Here is a 15,526-nt window from a genome sequence, read left to right on the forward strand (position 1 = left end):
TATGAACGGCCTGTGCTGATTCTGCCTCACCGTACGTACCGCGTGTTCCGCTCAGCCCCGCAGATTCACCAACAGCGGAGGGGCATGCTCGCCCTCGACGGTCGTCAGGGACAGCACCGCGTGCCCCGGGGGCACCTCGTGCGCCAGTTCGGACGCCGACCAGCGCTCCCGTTCGACCGTACGTACGGTCACGGCGTCCGTGGTCACCGCCTTGCCGGTGACCAGTTTGCGCAGGGCGTGGATGGCGCGGGTCATCGGCTGGTCCGCGAAGACGGTGTGCTTGGCCACGTCCCGGGTCTCCACCCAGGCCGTGCCCCAGGCCTGGGCGAACCGGCCGCCGTCCCAGGTCGTCACGCCGGAGAACGCCATCCGGCAGCCGACAGCGCCGTAGAGCGGCCCGTGCAGGGCCTCCGGGACGTCGCCGATCGTCCGCAGGGCGAGGACGACACCCGCGTTCTGCGTGCGCAGCCGCTGGACGCGGCGTACCGAACCGGCGGTGATCGTCCCGGTGGCGTCGTCGAGGACGAGGCAGGCGAAGTGGGGGCGCCGTCCGTCGCGTACGACGGTGCAGAACTGGGCGAGGACGAGCCGGGTGATCAGCCGGGCGGCCTCCTCGTGGCCGTGCTCGGGCAGGTCGACGCGGACGCGCAGCGGGTACTGGGCGAGGGAGCGCAGGGAGAAGGGCCGAGCCGTGCCGCCCCCGCCGAAGAAGCCGTCGAAGACCGGCCGGTTCAGCAGCGCGAGCCGGTCGGCGAGGGTCCGGCCGACGTCCGTCGGGCTCGCCGCCTGCCGGATGCGTACGTCGAGTTCGCGCCGCATGACGGTGAACCCGTCCCCCGCCAGCGCGTCCCGCAGGCCGGACAGCGCGGCCGGGTCGCTCTCCAGGAGTTCCCGCAGCACGGGCAGGGCCGGGAAGCGTCCGTGGGCGGCCCGGTAGGGGCCGAGCACCTGGGCGAGGGCGGTGGCGGCGCTCTCGGTGCCGACGGTGTCGAGGTCGCCGACCAGCGCCTCGGCGAGGAAGGAGGCCGCCTCGTCGGGGTCGTCGGAGTCGGCGTACGGGTCCAGGTCGTGGACGGAGGAACGGTCACCGATCCGTACGACGACGTCGAACCCCGAATCCTCGGCGATCGGCGTCCCCGGCGCGGACACCGTGACGAACGCGCACTGCCCGGTGAGCGCCCGCAGGGCCAGCGCCTCGGTCACCGGTTCGATCAGATGCCGGGTCTTGCCCGCCCCCGACGGTCCGACCGCGAGCAGGGACGTGCCCAGCACCTCGGGCCCGAGGGCCGCGCCGGCGCCCTGATAGACGAGCGGCGCCCGCTCGGCCGCCACCCACCGCCCGATACGCACCTGCCCCACGGCCAGGTCGTGCCGCGCGGTACGCCGGGCCAGGTCCCGGGCTCCGGAGGGGTGGACCCAGGCCGCCGCGCCCTGTCGCAGCACGGTGTCCCGGAAGCCCGGCAGCAGCCCGTCCCGCCTGGCGAGCTTCCAGGCGTGTTCGACCCGGGCGCAGTCCACGTCGTTCATCCGACCGCCGGTCACCTCGGCGGTGAGCAGCTCGGCGGCCTCGTACTGACCGGCCTCCCGCAGGTCGGGCCACTGCTCGCGCGGCCGGTCGGCGGGCGCGGGTCCGGTGGGCCCGGCGGCGGCCTTGCGGGCGGCGAGGCGTTCCTTCGCGTACGCCCACCAGCCCCCGATCCGCGCGAACGGCCACACGACGAGCAGGGTGATGACGGTGTAGAGGCCGACCTTGAAGACGGTCGACGCGAACACGTCGAACCCGCCGGAGATCAACGCGACGAGGGCGACGACCGCGTCGACGATCGGCAGGGCGTCCCAGCCGGCCCCCGGAAAGGCGTTCGGGAACACGAAGCTGAGCGTGACGAGCGCCCCGAGAGCCGCGAGCAGAGCCCGCGCGGGCTGTGGCCGACGCCCGACGAAATGCCGGGCGATGTCCGGCCAGCTGCCGAGCCGGCCCATGGCATAGAGCAGCACAAGGAAGAAGGCCCCGTTGTAGACGAGGACGGCGGCGCTGCCCTCCCACCCCTTGGGCGCGACGGTGCCGCCCCACCACCAGTCCTCCGGCGTGAACAGCTTCAGCAGCACCGACTCGTACGGCATCGCGCCCCGCCGCCACAGCGACCACAGGAACAGCCCCACGACGAGTGGCACCAGCAGCCCGACGACGGTGACCGGGGAGAGACGTTCCGCCGCCTGCGCCCCCTTCGGCAGCCGGTACCCGTACCGCCAGATCCCGGGCTTTGCCTCGGGCCGCGGCTCGTTGAGCCAATCGGCGACGGAGGCACGCGCGGGCCCGCCCTGCGGCGCCCCCTGCTCGACGGGCCGGGGGGCCCGCCCCGGCCGGGGCGGCACCGAGGGCACGTCCGGCGGCCCCGCCGGACGCGGCACAGGATTCGCATGCGTACGCCGCGCGTCCCGGGTCCCGTCGCTGTCCATCGCCCTGCCCCCTGACCAGCCGTTCCGACCACCATCAGTCGACAACGGCCAATCTAACGCTCCCACAAGGGGAGTTCACCGCTTACCGGGCCGACCAAGCCGAGCGGACCCTGCCGCAGACCGAATGCGTCGAGGCCCCTCACGGGGGCACCCCTCTGTCCATCAAGGACAACGACACACCCCCACCACTCCCAAACGGTGCATGCCCGCCCCCACCCCCCAGGCCTAGCCTGCGAGGAGAGTCGCGGCGAAGTCCCGCGTCAGCCCACGTCACCCCCGCGTTCTTCACGCCCTCAGGAGCCCCTCATGACCTCCCTCCCCCAGGAGCGCCGCGTCGTCACCGCGATCCCCGGCCCGAAGTCGCAGCAGCTCCAGGCCCGGCGTCTCGCCGCCGTCGCGGCCGGCGTCGGCTCGGTGCTGCCCGTGTTCACGGCGCGGGCGGGCGGCGGCATCATCGAGGACGTCGACGGGAACCGGCTGATCGACTTCGGGTCCGGCATCGCCGTGACGTCGGTCGGCGCCAGCGCCGAAGCGGTCGTGCGCCGGGCCTCCGCCCAGCTCGCCGACTTCACGCACACCTGCTTCATGGTCACGCCGTACGAGGGGTACGTCGAGGTCGCCGAGGCGCTCGCCGAGCTGACCCCGGGCGATCACGCCAAGAAGAGCGCCCTGTTCAACAGCGGCGCCGAGGCCGTCGAGAACGCGGTCAAGATCGCCCGCGCCTACACCAAGCGCCAGGCCGTCGTCGTGTTCGACCACGGCTACCACGGGCGTACGAACCTCACCATGGCCCTCACCGCCAAGAACATGCCGTACAAGCACGGCTTCGGGCCGTTCGCGCCCGAGGTGTACCGCGTGCCCGTCGCCTACGGCTACCGCTGGCCCACCGGCCCCGAGAACGCCGGTCCCGAGGCCGCCGCGCAGGCCGTCGACCAGATCAGCAAGCAGGTCGGGGCGGACAACGTCGCCGCGATCATCATCGAGCCGGTGCTCGGCGAGGGCGGCTTCATCGAGCCCGCGAAGGGTTTCCTGCCGGCGATCCGGAAGTTCGCCGCCGACAACGGCATCGTCTTCGTCGCCGACGAGATCCAGTCCGGGTTCTGCCGGACCGGGCAGTGGTTCGCGTGCGAGGACGAGGGCATCGTGCCCGATCTGATCACCACCGCGAAGGGCATCGCGGGCGGGCTGCCGCTCGCGGCCGTCACCGGGCGCGCCGAGATCATGGACGCCGCGCACGCGGGCGGCCTGGGCGGCACCTACGGCGGAAACCCGGTCGCCTGTGCGGGCGCGCTCGGCTCGATCGAGACGATGAAGGAGCTCGACCTCAACGCCAGGGCCAAGCGCATCGAGGCCGTCATGAAGGCCCGGCTGACCGCCATGGCCGAGAAGTACGAGGTCATCGGTGACATCCGGGGCCGGGGCGCCATGATCGCCATTGAGCTGGTCAAGGACCGCACCACCAAGGAACCCCACCCGGAGGCGACGGCTGCTCTGGCCAAGGCCTGTCACCAGGAGGGTCTGGTGGTCCTTACCTGTGGCACGTACGGCAACGTCCTCCGCTTCCTGCCCCCGCTGGTGATCGGCGAGGACCTCCTGAACGAGGGTCTCGACATCATCGAGCAGGCCTTCACCAGCGTCTGACGCGTCCTCGGCGCCCGCCGCGTCCGCGCCCCACCCGTTCCTGCCGGCCGACCGGCCCGGATTCCGCTTGTTTCCGGGCCCGGACGGGCACCGTCAGAGCATGTGAAGAAGGTGTGCGAGGAGGATGGCGGGATGTCATTCCGACTGTCCGAGACCCGTCCCCTGACGTAGGTTCTCTCCAGATGAGAGATACACCCCGCTCGCAGGAAACTGTGGGTGGTACCTGGTCGGGGCCTCCCCAGCTTCGATCCGGTCGTGCCCTCGCGCACACCACCGGAGCTTCGGCTTCCGGGTCTCCTCACCGATCGGACAGTCGCCCGCCCCAAACCCCCCGGGGCGTGCGACGACCCGGTCCGGTCGTCCGCCCTGGAGCTCTCCCCCCTGTTCCAGGGCGGACGACTTCTCGGAGCCTTCTCTCCGTCCTGACCCTCGCGGTCCTCCTCTTCGCGCTGATCACCTGGCAGGTAGCCGTCCACGGCCCCCTCGCCCGCGCGGACGAACGCCTCAGCGACTCCCTCGTCCATCCGTCCCGCGGCTGGGCCCTCCTCGCCGACCTCGGCAGCATCGTGGTCGCCGTTCCCGTCCTCGTCGCCGTGCTGGTGTACGTCGGTCTGCGCGCGCGTCGGGCGGGTACGGAGCGCTGGTGGCGGGAACCGGTCGGCGCGGGTGTGCTGATGGCGGCCGTACCGGCGATCGTCGTCCCGCTGAAGGAGCTGGTCGCCCGGTCCGGGCCGCCGGTCATGGGCCCCGGCACCGGGTTCTACCCGTCCGGGCACACCGCGACAGCCGTCGTGGCCTACGGCTCAGCCACGCTCCTCCTGCTGCCGTGGCTGCGCCGTACGTACGCCCGTCGGCTCGTCCTGACCGGCTGTCTCGCCCTCAACGCCGCCGTCGCCGTCGGGCTGGTCGTCCGCGGTTTCCACTGGCCGCTGGACGTGGTGGCGAGCTGGTGTCTGTGCGGGGGCCTGCTGGTCCTGCTGCGGCTGTTCGTCCGCAGGCCCTCACCCTGATCCCGATCTGTCGGCGGCCGTCTTCTCTCCGGACGACACGTGCGCGCACCACGTGCCCACGGTTCGCGTCGACCGCACGGACGGCCGACGAGAGGGTGGTCACGCGGGAATCAGTCAGCCGCGAGAGTCTCGGACATCACCTGTTCTCGTCGGTCGCCAGACCCGCCGCCGCCTCGTGCATGGCCAGTTCGAGGAGTGCCGGGTCGGTGAGTGTGCCTGAGCCGTCCGGCGGGACCAGCCAGCGGACGCCGCCGGTCGCGCGGCCCGGGTACGGGACGACGATCCAGGTGCCGCGTCCCGCCGTACGCACTCCCGTGCCCAGCCAGCGGGCCGCGGTGCCCGGCGGCACGAGGAACCCCATCCTGGAGTCGCCGAAGTCGACGAGCACCGGGCCGGGTTGGTCGATGACACGGGAGAGGACGTCGAGGGTCGGGTAGCCGAGTTCACCCGGCAGGATCAGTACGTCCCAGGCCTTGCCGGCGGGCAGCAGCGCGATCCCCAGGGGGTTGCGCTCCCATTCCCAGCGACAGGCCTCGGGATCCGGAGCAACGGACGCCAGCCACTCGACCGCCGTTTTCGCCCCAGTCATGAGGGACCTCCCTTTCTCTGTGAACGCTGGTCGCGTCACGAGGGAGAGGGAGGTTTCCCGGGAGCATTACGCGGGTTCCGCCATACCGCGGGAGTGAATCGGATCACAGCCGATGAGCTGGGCGTACGCCTGTGGATCACGGCACGCCGGCACGCGCCGTCACCTGTCGACCGCTGTCAACTGTCGAACCCCAGCCCCAGCCGGTCCATCGTCCTCAGCCACAGGTTGCGCCTGCCACCGTGCGCGTCCGCCCTCGCCAGGGACCACTTGGTGAGGGCGATGCCCGTCCAGGCGAACGGCTCGGGCGGGAACGGCAGCGGCTTCCTGCGGACCATCGCCAGTGACGTGCGCTCCGTGCGCTCCCCCGCCAGCAGGTCCAGCATCACGTCCGCGCCGAAGCGGGTGGCGCCGACGCCGAGGCCGGTGAACCCCGCCGCGTACGCCACCCTCCCCGCGTGCGCGGTGCCGAAGAACGCCGAGAAGCGCGAGCAGGTGTCGATCGCGCCGCCCCACGCGTGCGTGAAGCGGACGCCCTCCAGCTGCGGGAAGCAGGTGAAGAAGTGGTCGGCCAGCTTGGCGTAGGTCTCCGGGCGGTCGTCGTACTCGGCGCGCACCCGGCCGCCGTACGGATAGATCGCGTCGTAGCCGCCCCACAGGATGCGGTTGTCGGCGCTCAGCCGGAAGTAGTGGAACTGGTTGGCGCTGTCCCCGAGGCCCTGACGGTTGCGCCAGCCGATGTCGGCGAGCTGCGCCTCGCTCAGGGGTTCGGTCATCAGCGCGTAGTCGTAGACCGGGACCGTGTACGCCCGTACGCGCTTCACCAGGCTCGGGAAGATGTTCGTCCCGAGGGCGATCCGGCGGGCGCGGACCGACCCGTACGGCGTGCGTACGGCCATGCCGGCGCCGTACGGCCGCAGGGTCAGCGCCGGTGTGTGCTCGTAGACACGGACGCCCAGGCGCAGACAGGCCCGCTTGAGGCCCCAGGCCAGTTTCGCCGGGTTGAGCATCGCGACGCCGGTGCGGTCGTGCAGGCCGGCCAGGAAGGTGGGGGACGCGACCTGCTCCCGTACCGCGTCCGTGTCCAGGAACTCGGTGCCGGTCGCGAGGCCCTTGCGGTCCAGCTCCTCGTACCAGGCGCGGAGTTCGGCGGCCTGGTGCGGTTCGGTGGCGACGTCGATCTCGCCGGTGCGTTCGAAGTCGCAGTCGAGGGAGTGCCGTGCGACCGACTTCTCGATCTCGTCGAGGTTCTGCGCGCCGAGTTCCTGGAGCCGGTGGATCTCGTCCGGCCAGCGGGCGAGGCCGTTGGCCAGGCCGTGGGTGAGGGAGGCGGCGCAGAAGCCACCGTTGCGGCCCGAGGCGGCCCAGCCCGCCTCGCGGCCCTCGACGAGCACGACGTCCCGCTGCGGGTCGCGCTCCTTGGCGATCAGCGCGGTCCACAGCCCGCTGTACCCGCCGCCCACCACCAGCAGATCGCAGCTCTCGGCGCCGGTGAGGGCGGGCTCGGGACGCGGCTTGCCGGGGTCGTCCAGCCAGTACGCGACCGGCTGGGCGTCCGAAAGGGATTTCGTCCAGCGATTTACGTTTCCCTGGGTCATGGCGCTTGGGGCCATGATTCCAACTCCCTACGAATTCTTCTGTCTGTTCCGACGGTTTCCGATGACCATTCCGGTCAGCACGAACAGTACGGCGATCAGGAACATGGCCGTACCGATGACATTGATCTGAACGGGCGTTCCGCGCTGCGCCGACCCCCAGACGAACATGGGGAAGGTGACGGTCGAGCCCGCGTTGAAATTGGTGATGATGAAATCGTCGAAGGAGAGCGCGAAGGCGAGCAGCGCGCCCGCCGCGATTCCGGGGGCCACGATGGGCAGGGTGACCCGTACGAAGGTCTGCACCGGGCCCGCGTACAGGTCCCGGGCGGCCTCCTCGAGCCGCGGGTCCATCGACATCACGCGTGCCTTCACGGCGACGACGACGAAGCTGAGGCAGAACATGATGTGGGCGATCAGGATCGTCCAGAAGCCGAGCTGGGCACCCAGGTTGAGGAACAGGGTGAGCAGCGAGGCCGCCATGACGACCTCGGGCATCGCCATCGGAAGGAAGATGAGGGAGTTGACGGCCCCCCGCGCGCGGAAGCGGTACCGCACCAGCGCGAAGGCGATCATCGTGCCGAGGACGGTCGCCCCGACGGTCGCCCAGAAGGCGATCCGCAGACTGAGCGAGAGCGAGCCGCACATGCCGGCGACCCCGCAGGGATCACGCCAGGCGTCCGTCGAGAACTGCTGCCACTCGTAATTGAAGCGGCCCTTCGGTTTGTTGAAGGAGAACACCGTGACGACGACGTTCGGCAGCAGCAGATAGCCGAGTGTGACGAGTCCCGCGATGACGACGAAATGGCTCTTGAGCCAGCGCCCGATCGAATTCACGAAGGCCATTTAAACCAGGTCCTCCGTCCCGGACTTGCGGATGTAGAGGGTGACCATGACGAGGATCGCGGCCATGAGGATGAAGGAGAGCGCGGCGGCCGTCGGATAGTCGAGGATGCGCAGGAACTGCGTCTGGATGACGTTGCCGATCATGCGGGTGTCGGTGGAGCCGAGCAGGTCGGCGTTGACGTAGTCGCCGCTCGCCGGGATGAAGGTGAGCAGCGTGCCGGAGACGACACCCGGCATCGACAGCGGGAAGGTGACCTTGCGGAAGGTCGTGAACGGCCTGGCGTAGAGGTCACCGGCCGCTTCGTGCAGCCGTCCGTCGATGCGTTCGAGCGAGGTGTAGAGCGGCAGGATCATGAACGGCAGGAAGTTGTACGTCAGACCGCACACCACCGCGAGCGGCGTGGCCAGCACGCGGTCGCCCGCCGTGATGCCGAGCCAGCTGGTGACGTCCAGGACGTGCAGCGAGTTGAGGGCGCCGACGACCGGGCCGCCGTCCGCGAGGATCGTCTTCCAGGCGAGCGTACGGATCAGGAAGCTGGTGAAGAACGGCGCGATCACCAGGATCATGATCAGGTTGCGCCAGCGCCCAGCACGGAACGCGATCAGATACGCGAGCGGATATCCCAGCACCAGGCAGAGGATCGTCGCGGCACCGGCGTACAGCACCGAGCGCAGGAACTGCGGCCAGTAGTCCGCCAGGGCGTCCCAGTAGGTCGCGATGTGCCAGGTGACCTTGTAGCCCTCCTCCAGGGAGCCCGTCTGCACGGACGTGGAGGCCTGGTAGACCATCGGCAGCGCGAAGAACACGAACAGCCAGAGAAGGCCGGGCAGGAGCAGCCAGTACGGCGTCCAGCGGCCACTTCTCCGCGGGGGCTTCTTGGCCGGTGCGGGCGCCAGGGGCGGCGCGTCGGGGGTCGCGGTGGCCATCAGGCGGCCGCCTCGTCGTCGACCGTCTTGACGCCCGCGTCTATGTCCTGGTCGGCGTCGAGGCCGAAGGTGTGGGCCGGGTTCCAGTGCAGGACGACCTCCGCGCCGGGGGCCAGCCTGGCGTCGCGGTCGATGTTCTGGACGTACACCTCGAACTCGGGACAGACGGGGCTGTCGATGACGTACTGCGTGGAGACCCCGATGAAACTGGTGGCGGCGATCTTCCCGGTGATGCGGTTGCGGCCGGCCGGGATGTCGCCGGCGGCGTCCGCGTGCGTCAGGGAGATCTTCTCCGGGCGGACCCCGACCAGCACCTTGCCGCCGGTCCTGGTCGGCGCGGAACAGCGGGCCTCGGGGAGCAGCAGCTTGCCGCCGCCCGCCTTGAGGACGATCTCGTCGCCGCTCTTGGCGTCCACCTCGGCCTCGATGAGGTTGGAGGTGCCGAGGAAGTTCGCGACGAAGGTGGTCTGCGGGTTCTCGTAGAGGTCGGCGGGCGACCCGAGCTGCTCGACCCGGCCCGCGTTCATCACGGCGACCGTGTCGGCCATCGTCATGGCCTCCTCCTGGTCGTGCGTGACATGGACGAACGTGATGCCGACCTCGGTCTGGATGCGCTTCAGCTCCAGCTGCATCTGGCGGCGCAGCTTGAGGTCGAGGGCGCCGAGCGGTTCGTCGAGCAGCAGCACCCTGGGGGTGTTGATCAGCGCGCGGGCCACGGCGACGCGCTGTTGCTGGCCGCCGGAGAGCTGGTGCGGTTTCTTGCGCGCCTGCTCGCCGAGCTGTACGAGCTCCAGCATGTCCTCGACCTGCTTCTTCACCGACTTGATACCGCGCCGGCGCAGACCGAAGGCGACGTTCTCGAAGATGTCGAGGTGCGGGAAGAGGGCGTACGACTGGAAGACGGTGTTCACCGGCCGCTTGTACGGCGGGAGGTTCGTGACCTCCTGGTCGCCCAGGAAGACGGTCCCGGAGGAAGGTTCCTCCAGACCCGCGATCATCCGCAGGGTCGTGGTCTTCCCGCAGCCGGAGGCACCGAGCAGGGCGAAGAAGGAGCCCTGCGGGACGGTGAGGTCGAGGGGGTGTACGGCGGTGAAGGAGCCGTAGGTCTTGCTGATCCCGGAGAGACGGACGTCGCCGCCGTGGTCTGTGCTGGTCATGGTGTGGTCCTTGGGGAGTCGGAGGGGTTTCGCACCGCTGGGGGCAGGCGTGGCTACGCCCCTGTCAACTTCGCGAACTTCTCCTCGTACGCCGTCTCTTCCTTCTGGCTCAGCAACCGGAAGGCGTGGGACTTCGCGGCCATCGCCGCGTCGGGAATGATCAGCGGGTTGTCCGCCGCACCCTTGTCGATCTTCGCGAGGTAGGGCTTCACTCCCTCGACGGGACACACGTAGTTGATGTAGGCGGCCAGTTCGGCGGCCGGCTGGGGCTCGTAGTAGTAGTCCATGAGCCGCTCGGCGTTCGTCTTGTGGCGCGCCCTGTTGGGGATCAGCATGTTGTCGCTCGACGTGATGTAGCCGCTGTCCGGGATGATGAAGTCGATGTCCGGGCTGTCCGCCTTGAGCTGGACCACGTCACCCGCCCAGGCGATACAGGCCGCGAAGTCGCCCGAGGTCAGGTCGGCCGTGTAGTCGTTGCCGGAGAAGCGGCGGATCTGGCCCTTGTCGACGGCCTTCTGGAGCCGGGCGACGGCCGCGTCGTAGTCGTCGTCGGTGAACTTCGCCGGGTCCTTGCCCAGGTCGAGCAGGGTCATGCCGATGCTGTCGCGCATCTCGGAGAGGAACCCGACGCGCCCCTTCAGCTTGGGGTTGTCGAGCATGTCGGAGACCGACTTCACCTCGACGCCGTCGAGCGCCTTCTTGTTGTAGGCGATGACGGTCGAGATCCCCTGCCAGGGGTAGGAGTAGGCACGGCCCGGGTCCCAGTCGGGGCTGCGGAACTGCTGCGACAGGTTCGCGAACGCGTGCGGGAGGTTCGACGGGTCCAGTTTCTGGACCCAGCCGAGCCGGATCAGCCGGCCGGCCAGCCAGTCGGTGAGGACGATGATGTCCCGGCCGGTGTCCTGGCCCGCCGCGAGCTGCGGTTTGATCTTGCCGAAGAACTCGACGTTGTCGTTGATGTCCTCGGTGTACTTCACCTTGATGCCGGTCCGCTCGGTGAACGCGTCGAGCGTGGGATGGTGCTTCTCGCTCTCGTCGACGTCCATGTACTCGGTCCAGTTGGAGAAGTTGACGGTCTTCTCCTTGGCCGAGTGGTCGTCCGCGGAGACGCCTCCCGCGGTCTTGCCGGCCGCGGGGATGCCGCAGCCGGTCAGCGCGCCGAGGCCGCCGGCCACCAGGGCGCCGCCCGCGGAGGCACGCAGCAGGGACCGGCGGGTCAGAGCGGCCCTGCCGTTGCGGAAGCTGCGCCGCATGGCGGCCACCTGGGCCGGGGAAAGGCGGTCGGGCTCGTACTGCTCCATGCGCGTGATGCCCTTTCGGGAGGGTGTGCGGCCGCTGGTCGGTCGGCCTGTGTCCGGTCAGCGGTCCCCGAAGATCGTGCGGTGCCAGTCCTTGCGGGCAACCGCGGTGTTGTCGAACATGACGTGCTTGATCTGTGTGTACTCCTCGAACGAGTACGCGGACATGTCCTTGCCGAAGCCGGACGCCTTGTACCCGCCGTGGGGCATCTCGCTGATGATCGGGATGTGGTCGTTGATCCACACGCAGCCCGCCCTGATCTCGCGGGTCGCGCGGTTCGCCCGATAGACGTCCCGGCTCCAGGCGGAGGCGGCGAGACCGTAGGGCGTGTCGTTGGCGAGCCGGATGCCCTCGTCGTCGCTGTCGAAGGGGAGGACGACGAGCACGGGCCCGAAGATCTCGGACTGGACGATCTCGCTGTCCTGGGCTGCGTCGGCGACCAGGGTGGGCCGGTAGTACGCGCCGCTCTTCAGCTCCCCCTGGGGAGCCTCGCCGCCGGTCACCACGCGCGCGTAGGCACGCGCCCGCTCGACGAAACCGGCGACCCGGTCGCGCTGCGCGTGCGAGATGAGCGGCCCGAGATCGGTACCCGGGGCGAACGGATCACCGAGCCGGACGGTGTCCATGAGGGCCGCCGTTCGGGCGACGAACTCCTCGTACAGCGGGCGTTGCACATACGCGCGCGTGGCGGCCGTGCAGTCCTGGCCGGTGTTGATGAGCGCGCCCGCGACCGCGCCGTTGACGGCGGCGTCGAGATCGGCGTCGTCGAGGACGACGAAGGGTGCCTTGCCGCCCAGTTCCAGATGGAGCCGCTTGACGGTGGCGGTGGCGATCTCGGCGACGCGCTTGCCGACGGCGGTGGACCCGGTGAAGGACGTCATGACGACGTCGGGATGCCCGACGAGATACTCACCGGCTTCCTTGCCGCTCCCGGTGACGATGTTGACGACACCGTCCGGGATCCCGGCCGCGGTGGCCGCCTCGGCGAAGAGAAGGGAGGTCAGGGGGGTCAGCTCGGCGGGCTTGAGCACGATCGTGTTGCCCGCCGCGATCGCCGGGAGGATCTTCCAGGCGGCCATCTGGAGGGGATAGTTCCAGGGCGCGATGGAGCCGACGACGCCGATGGGCTCACGGCGGACGTACGAGGTGTGGTCGCCGGAGTACTCGCCGGCCGACTGTCCCTGGAGGTGCCGGGCGGCGCCGGCGAAGAACGCGGTGTTGTCGATGGTCCCCGGCACGTCGAACTCGCGGGTCAGCTTGAGTGGCTTGCCGCACTGGAGGGACTCGGCGCGCGCGAATTCCTCGGCGCGCTCGGCGAGGACGGCGGCGAAGCGGTGCAGTGCGTCGGAACGCTCGCCCGGGGTGGCCCCGGCCCAGCCGGGGAAGGCCGCGCGTGCGGCGGCGACGGCGGCGTCCACGTCGTCGTGGCCGGCCAGCTCGTACGTGTAGACCGCGTCGCCGGTGGCGGGGTCGACGACCGCGTGCGTACGGCCGGAGGTGCCGCGGATCAGTCGGCCCGCGATGTACTGCGCGCCGGCCGCGAGCCGCTCCTGCGCCGGGAAGCGATGGCCCGAATTGTGCATGTCGCTCACTTTCGTCACCCTCCTCGCACGCAAGGGGTCAACGTAGCTCCAGGTCGATCTGATTGCCGATCCTGACAGAGCAAGTGCACTCCAACAAGTGATTCCGTTGTTGCCTTTTGATTACGCGACGGAATCTGTCGACGAGGTGTCCAGTGGGATGGGAAATGGGAGGACGCGATGTCAGTGGTGGCTGCCAGACTCGCGTGCATGGGGAGAGTCACCGCGAACACAGCCGACACCGCCAACACGGAGCAGTCGGGGCAGATCGATTCCTTGGAGGTCCTGACCAGGGAAGTCCGTGCGGGGGCCCGGGTCAAGTACCTGCACTTCTGGGGGCACCGACCCCGCCCGGACGGCCGCGTGGGGGCGAGCTGTCTCAGCCAGTGGTGGCCGGCCGCGTTTTCGGTCGACGGGGTGGAGTACGCGACGGCCGAGCACTGGATGATGGCCGCCAAGGCCCGCCTCTTCGAGGACGCGGAGGCGGAGCGACGGGCGATCTCGGCCCCGGACCCGGCACTGGCGAAGAAGGCCGGCCGGCTGGTGCGCGGCTTCGACGAGGCCGTATGGGAGCGTGAGCGGTTCGGGATCGTGGTCGAGGGAAGCGTCCACAAGTTCGCCGCGCACGGTGATCTGCGGGGCTTTCTGCTGGGCACGGGCGAGCGCGTACTCGTCGAGGCGAGCCCGGTCGACCGCGTGTGGGGCATCGGTCTCGCCGCGGACGACGAGGCGGCGACGGACCCGGAGCGGTGGCGGGGGCCGAACCTGCTCGGGTTCGCACTGATGGCGGCACGGGAGCGGTTGCGGGTGGGTTGGCGCTCCGCTGGATGCGCGGTCCGCCTGCCGTGCCCGTAGGGCTACGGCCGGCCGCAGGAGCACTGGTCTCGCCCCCGCGCGTACGCCGAACTCCAGCGGCTCCGGTTTCGCCCGGACGCTGCCGGAGCGGCGGCTCCGGAACTCCCGCGCAGGTCAAGGGAGACGGACCGAGGCGACCGGCTCGACCGCTTCCCCCGCGGCGGTAGGCCGGGGGCGACCCCGCCGCCCTTGCCAGGTGCGGATTCCCTACCCCCTTACGCCGAACTCCAGCGACCCCGAGCTCGCCCGGACGCTGCCGGAGCGGCGGGTCCGGAGCTCCCGCGCAAGTCGAGTGGGACGGACCGGGACGACCGGCTCGACCGCTTCCCGCGCGATGCCGAGCGAGACCGTCTGCTGAGGCCCCGGGCGGTGCCCGCTCGCCAGGGCCTGTCGTCACATTCCCGGCGTCCGCGGGACACGCGGGTCTCGTGTCCGGTGCGGTGACAGTCCCTGGACCATCCCTAGACCTGCTGGGACAGGAAGGTCGAGTAGCTGCCGTCGATGTCGTTCGCGGACCCCTCTTCACCGAACGCGATGATGAGGACACCGACCGCCACGGCGAGGACGATGGCGACGCCACCGCAGATGATGCCGGCCAGCGCCTGGCCCGCGTTGGTCGCCTGGCCCCGGCGGACCCTGCCACGGGCGATCAGGCCGAACACCACGGCGAGGATGCCCAGGATGATCGCCAGCGGCCAGAGGCAGAAGAAGACAGCCGAGATGATGCCGACCACGAGCGAGGCCGTACCCATGCCGTTCATCGGCTGGGGCGCCATGGGGGCCCAGCCGTAGCCGGTGCCGCCGTACATCGGGGGCGCGGGATGCGCGGGGCCGGAAACGGCGTATCCGGCCTGCTGCGGGTAGCCGTAGTCCTGCTGTGCGGACGGGTAGGCCGGGTACGACGGGTAGCCGTACGGGGCCTGTCCGGGGCCGTCGGGTGCTATCGGCGGCGGGGGGACCGGCTCGCCGGGTGCGGCGGGCTGGGCGTAGGAGGCGTGCGGGGTGGGGGGTGCGAAGGGGTTGTCCTGCGGGGTGCCTGCCGCGGGAGCGCCGGGGGGCGCGAAGGGGTTGGCCCAGGGCTGGGAGGCCTGGGGTATGGGCGGGCCTGTGTGGGCGCCCGGCGGGGGCGTGGTGGCCGCGGGCGTCGAGGTGACCGTGGGGTGGTGGTGGACACCGGGGGGTGGCGGAGTGGTGTCGCCGTTGTTCCAGAACACCGTGCTGCCGGGGCCCTCAGGGGCGGTGCCCGGGCGAGGGGCCTCCGCTGCCGGCGGTGCCCAGGGATCGAACTCGGCGTCGGAAACGGTCGTGCCACCGGAGGCGGACCCCGTCGGAGGCTTGTCCAGCGGGACCCGCGCGGGTGTGCCGTTCGCGGGGCTTTCGCTGACGGTTTCGCCGGTCGCCGCGCCCTCGGAACTCGCCCCCTTCCCGGGGATGTTCTCCGGTGGGTGCGGTGGCTGCGCGGCGTCGGACATGCGTGGGGTCCCCTCGTTCGTGCGTTCCGTCATGCTACGGCCCGCGATCACAGGCCGACGGGCTGCCTTCGCCCTACCCGCCCCACCCCGGGACGGAATCC

General features: G+C 70.5%; 12 protein-coding genes. 3 read left to right on the plus strand and 9 right to left on the minus strand.

Annotated elements, in window-relative coordinates; all coding sequences use genetic code 11:
- Window positions 1-51 precede the first annotated feature (51 nt).
- A complete protein-coding gene (locus ACW4TU_RS11505) occupies window positions 52-2,457 on the minus strand; it encodes a type IV secretory system conjugative DNA transfer family protein (protein WP_457427236.1) in 2,406 nt (801 codons plus the stop codon).
- 306 nt (window positions 2,458-2,763) lie between these two features.
- On the opposite strand from ACW4TU_RS11505, the gene gabT reads away from it, so the two are divergent.
- Together gabT and ACW4TU_RS11515 are read left to right on the plus strand one after the other, a co-directional pair.
- On the plus strand, window positions 2,764-4,098 hold the full coding sequence (gabT, locus tag ACW4TU_RS11510) for a 4-aminobutyrate--2-oxoglutarate transaminase (RefSeq protein ID WP_457427238.1): 1,335 nt from the start codon (window positions 2,764-2,766) through the stop codon (window positions 4,096-4,098).
- A 338-nt stretch (window positions 4,099-4,436) separates the two neighbouring features.
- Window positions 4,437-5,108, plus strand: a complete 672-nt coding sequence (locus tag ACW4TU_RS11515; RefSeq protein ID WP_457427240.1) for a phosphatase PAP2 family protein — start codon at window positions 4,437-4,439, stop codon at window positions 5,106-5,108.
- Between the two features lie 136 nt (window positions 5,109-5,244).
- On the opposite strand, the gene ACW4TU_RS11520 is transcribed toward ACW4TU_RS11515, so the two are convergent.
- From ACW4TU_RS11520 to ACW4TU_RS11550, 7 genes are all read right to left on the minus strand, one after another.
- Window positions 5,245-5,697 carry a bifunctional DNA primase/polymerase gene (locus ACW4TU_RS11520; protein ID WP_457427242.1) on the minus strand — a complete coding sequence of 151 codons (453 nt, stop codon included), beginning with the start codon at window positions 5,695-5,697 and terminating at the stop codon, window positions 5,245-5,247.
- A 176-nt stretch (window positions 5,698-5,873) separates the two neighbouring features.
- Window positions 5,874-7,307, minus strand: a complete 1,434-nt coding sequence (locus ACW4TU_RS11525) for an NAD(P)/FAD-dependent oxidoreductase (protein WP_457427244.1) — start codon at window positions 7,305-7,307, stop codon at window positions 5,874-5,876.
- A 12-nt stretch (window positions 7,308-7,319) separates the two neighbouring features.
- Complete coding sequence (locus tag ACW4TU_RS11530; protein ID WP_457427246.1) at window positions 7,320-8,135, minus strand: ABC transporter permease; 816 nt, start codon at window positions 8,133-8,135, stop codon at window positions 7,320-7,322.
- On the minus strand, window positions 8,136-9,062 hold the full coding sequence (locus ACW4TU_RS11535; RefSeq protein ID WP_457427248.1) for an ABC transporter permease: 927 nt from the start codon (window positions 9,060-9,062) through the stop codon (window positions 8,136-8,138).
- The gene (locus tag ACW4TU_RS11540) at window positions 9,062-10,219 is read right to left on the minus strand and encodes an ABC transporter ATP-binding protein (protein ID WP_457427250.1); all 1,158 of its coding nucleotides are present in this window, start codon (window positions 10,217-10,219) and stop codon (window positions 9,062-9,064) included. Before ACW4TU_RS11540 ends, ACW4TU_RS11535 begins: the two co-directional genes overlap by 1 nt.
- Window positions 10,220-10,272: 53 nt before the next feature.
- Window positions 10,273-11,520 (minus strand): polyamine ABC transporter substrate-binding protein, encoded by a 1,248-nt coding sequence (locus ACW4TU_RS11545; protein ID WP_457427252.1) that lies wholly within the window; start codon window positions 11,518-11,520, stop codon window positions 10,273-10,275.
- Between the two features lie 57 nt (window positions 11,521-11,577).
- Window positions 11,578-13,101 (minus strand): gamma-aminobutyraldehyde dehydrogenase, encoded by a 1,524-nt coding sequence (locus tag ACW4TU_RS11550; RefSeq protein ID WP_457430039.1) that lies wholly within the window; start codon window positions 13,099-13,101, stop codon window positions 11,578-11,580.
- A gap of 177 nt (window positions 13,102-13,278) precedes the next feature.
- Between ACW4TU_RS11550 and ACW4TU_RS11555 the strand changes: the two genes are divergently transcribed.
- Window positions 13,279-13,953 (plus strand): NADAR family protein, encoded by a 675-nt coding sequence (locus ACW4TU_RS11555; protein WP_457427254.1) that lies wholly within the window; start codon window positions 13,279-13,281, stop codon window positions 13,951-13,953.
- A 461-nt stretch (window positions 13,954-14,414) separates the two neighbouring features.
- Here ACW4TU_RS11555 and ACW4TU_RS11560 read toward each other — a convergent pair whose 3' ends face one another.
- The gene (locus ACW4TU_RS11560) at window positions 14,415-15,425 is read right to left on the minus strand and encodes a DUF4190 domain-containing protein (protein ID WP_457427256.1); all 1,011 of its coding nucleotides are present in this window, start codon (window positions 15,423-15,425) and stop codon (window positions 14,415-14,417) included.
- Window positions 15,426-15,526 lie beyond the last annotated feature (101 nt).

It is taken from the genome of Streptomyces kryoterrae, from assembly GCF_054072135.1.

Coding starts and splice junctions, on each gene's coding strand:
- ACW4TU_RS11505 (WP_457427236.1), bottom strand. CDS start 2,457: ATGGACAGCGACGGGACCCGGGACGCGCGGCGTACGCATGCGAATCCT.
- gabT (WP_457427238.1), top strand. CDS start 2,764: ATGACCTCCCTCCCCCAGGAGCGCCGCGTCGTCACCGCGATCCCCGGC.
- ACW4TU_RS11520 (WP_457427242.1), bottom strand. CDS start 5,697: ATGACTGGGGCGAAAACGGCGGTCGAGTGGCTGGCGTCCGTTGCTCCG.
- ACW4TU_RS11525 (WP_457427244.1), bottom strand. CDS start 7,307: ATGGCCCCAAGCGCCATGACCCAGGGAAACGTAAATCGCTGGACGAAA.
- ACW4TU_RS11530 (WP_457427246.1), bottom strand. CDS start 8,135: ATGGCCTTCGTGAATTCGATCGGGCGCTGGCTCAAGAGCCATTTCGTC.
- ACW4TU_RS11535 (WP_457427248.1), bottom strand. CDS start 9,062: ATGGCCACCGCGACCCCCGACGCGCCGCCCCTGGCGCCCGCACCGGCC.
- ACW4TU_RS11540 (WP_457427250.1), bottom strand. CDS start 10,219: ATGACCAGCACAGACCACGGCGGCGACGTCCGTCTCTCCGGGATCAGC.
- ACW4TU_RS11545 (WP_457427252.1), bottom strand. CDS start 11,520: ATGGAGCAGTACGAGCCCGACCGCCTTTCCCCGGCCCAGGTGGCCGCC.
- ACW4TU_RS11550 (WP_457430039.1), bottom strand. CDS start 13,101: ATGCACAATTCGGGCCATCGCTTCCCGGCGCAGGAGCGGCTCGCGGCC.
- ACW4TU_RS11555 (WP_457427254.1), top strand. CDS start 13,279: ATGTCAGTGGTGGCTGCCAGACTCGCGTGCATGGGGAGAGTCACCGCG.
- ACW4TU_RS11560 (WP_457427256.1), bottom strand. CDS start 15,425: ATGTCCGACGCCGCGCAGCCACCGCACCCACCGGAGAACATCCCCGGG.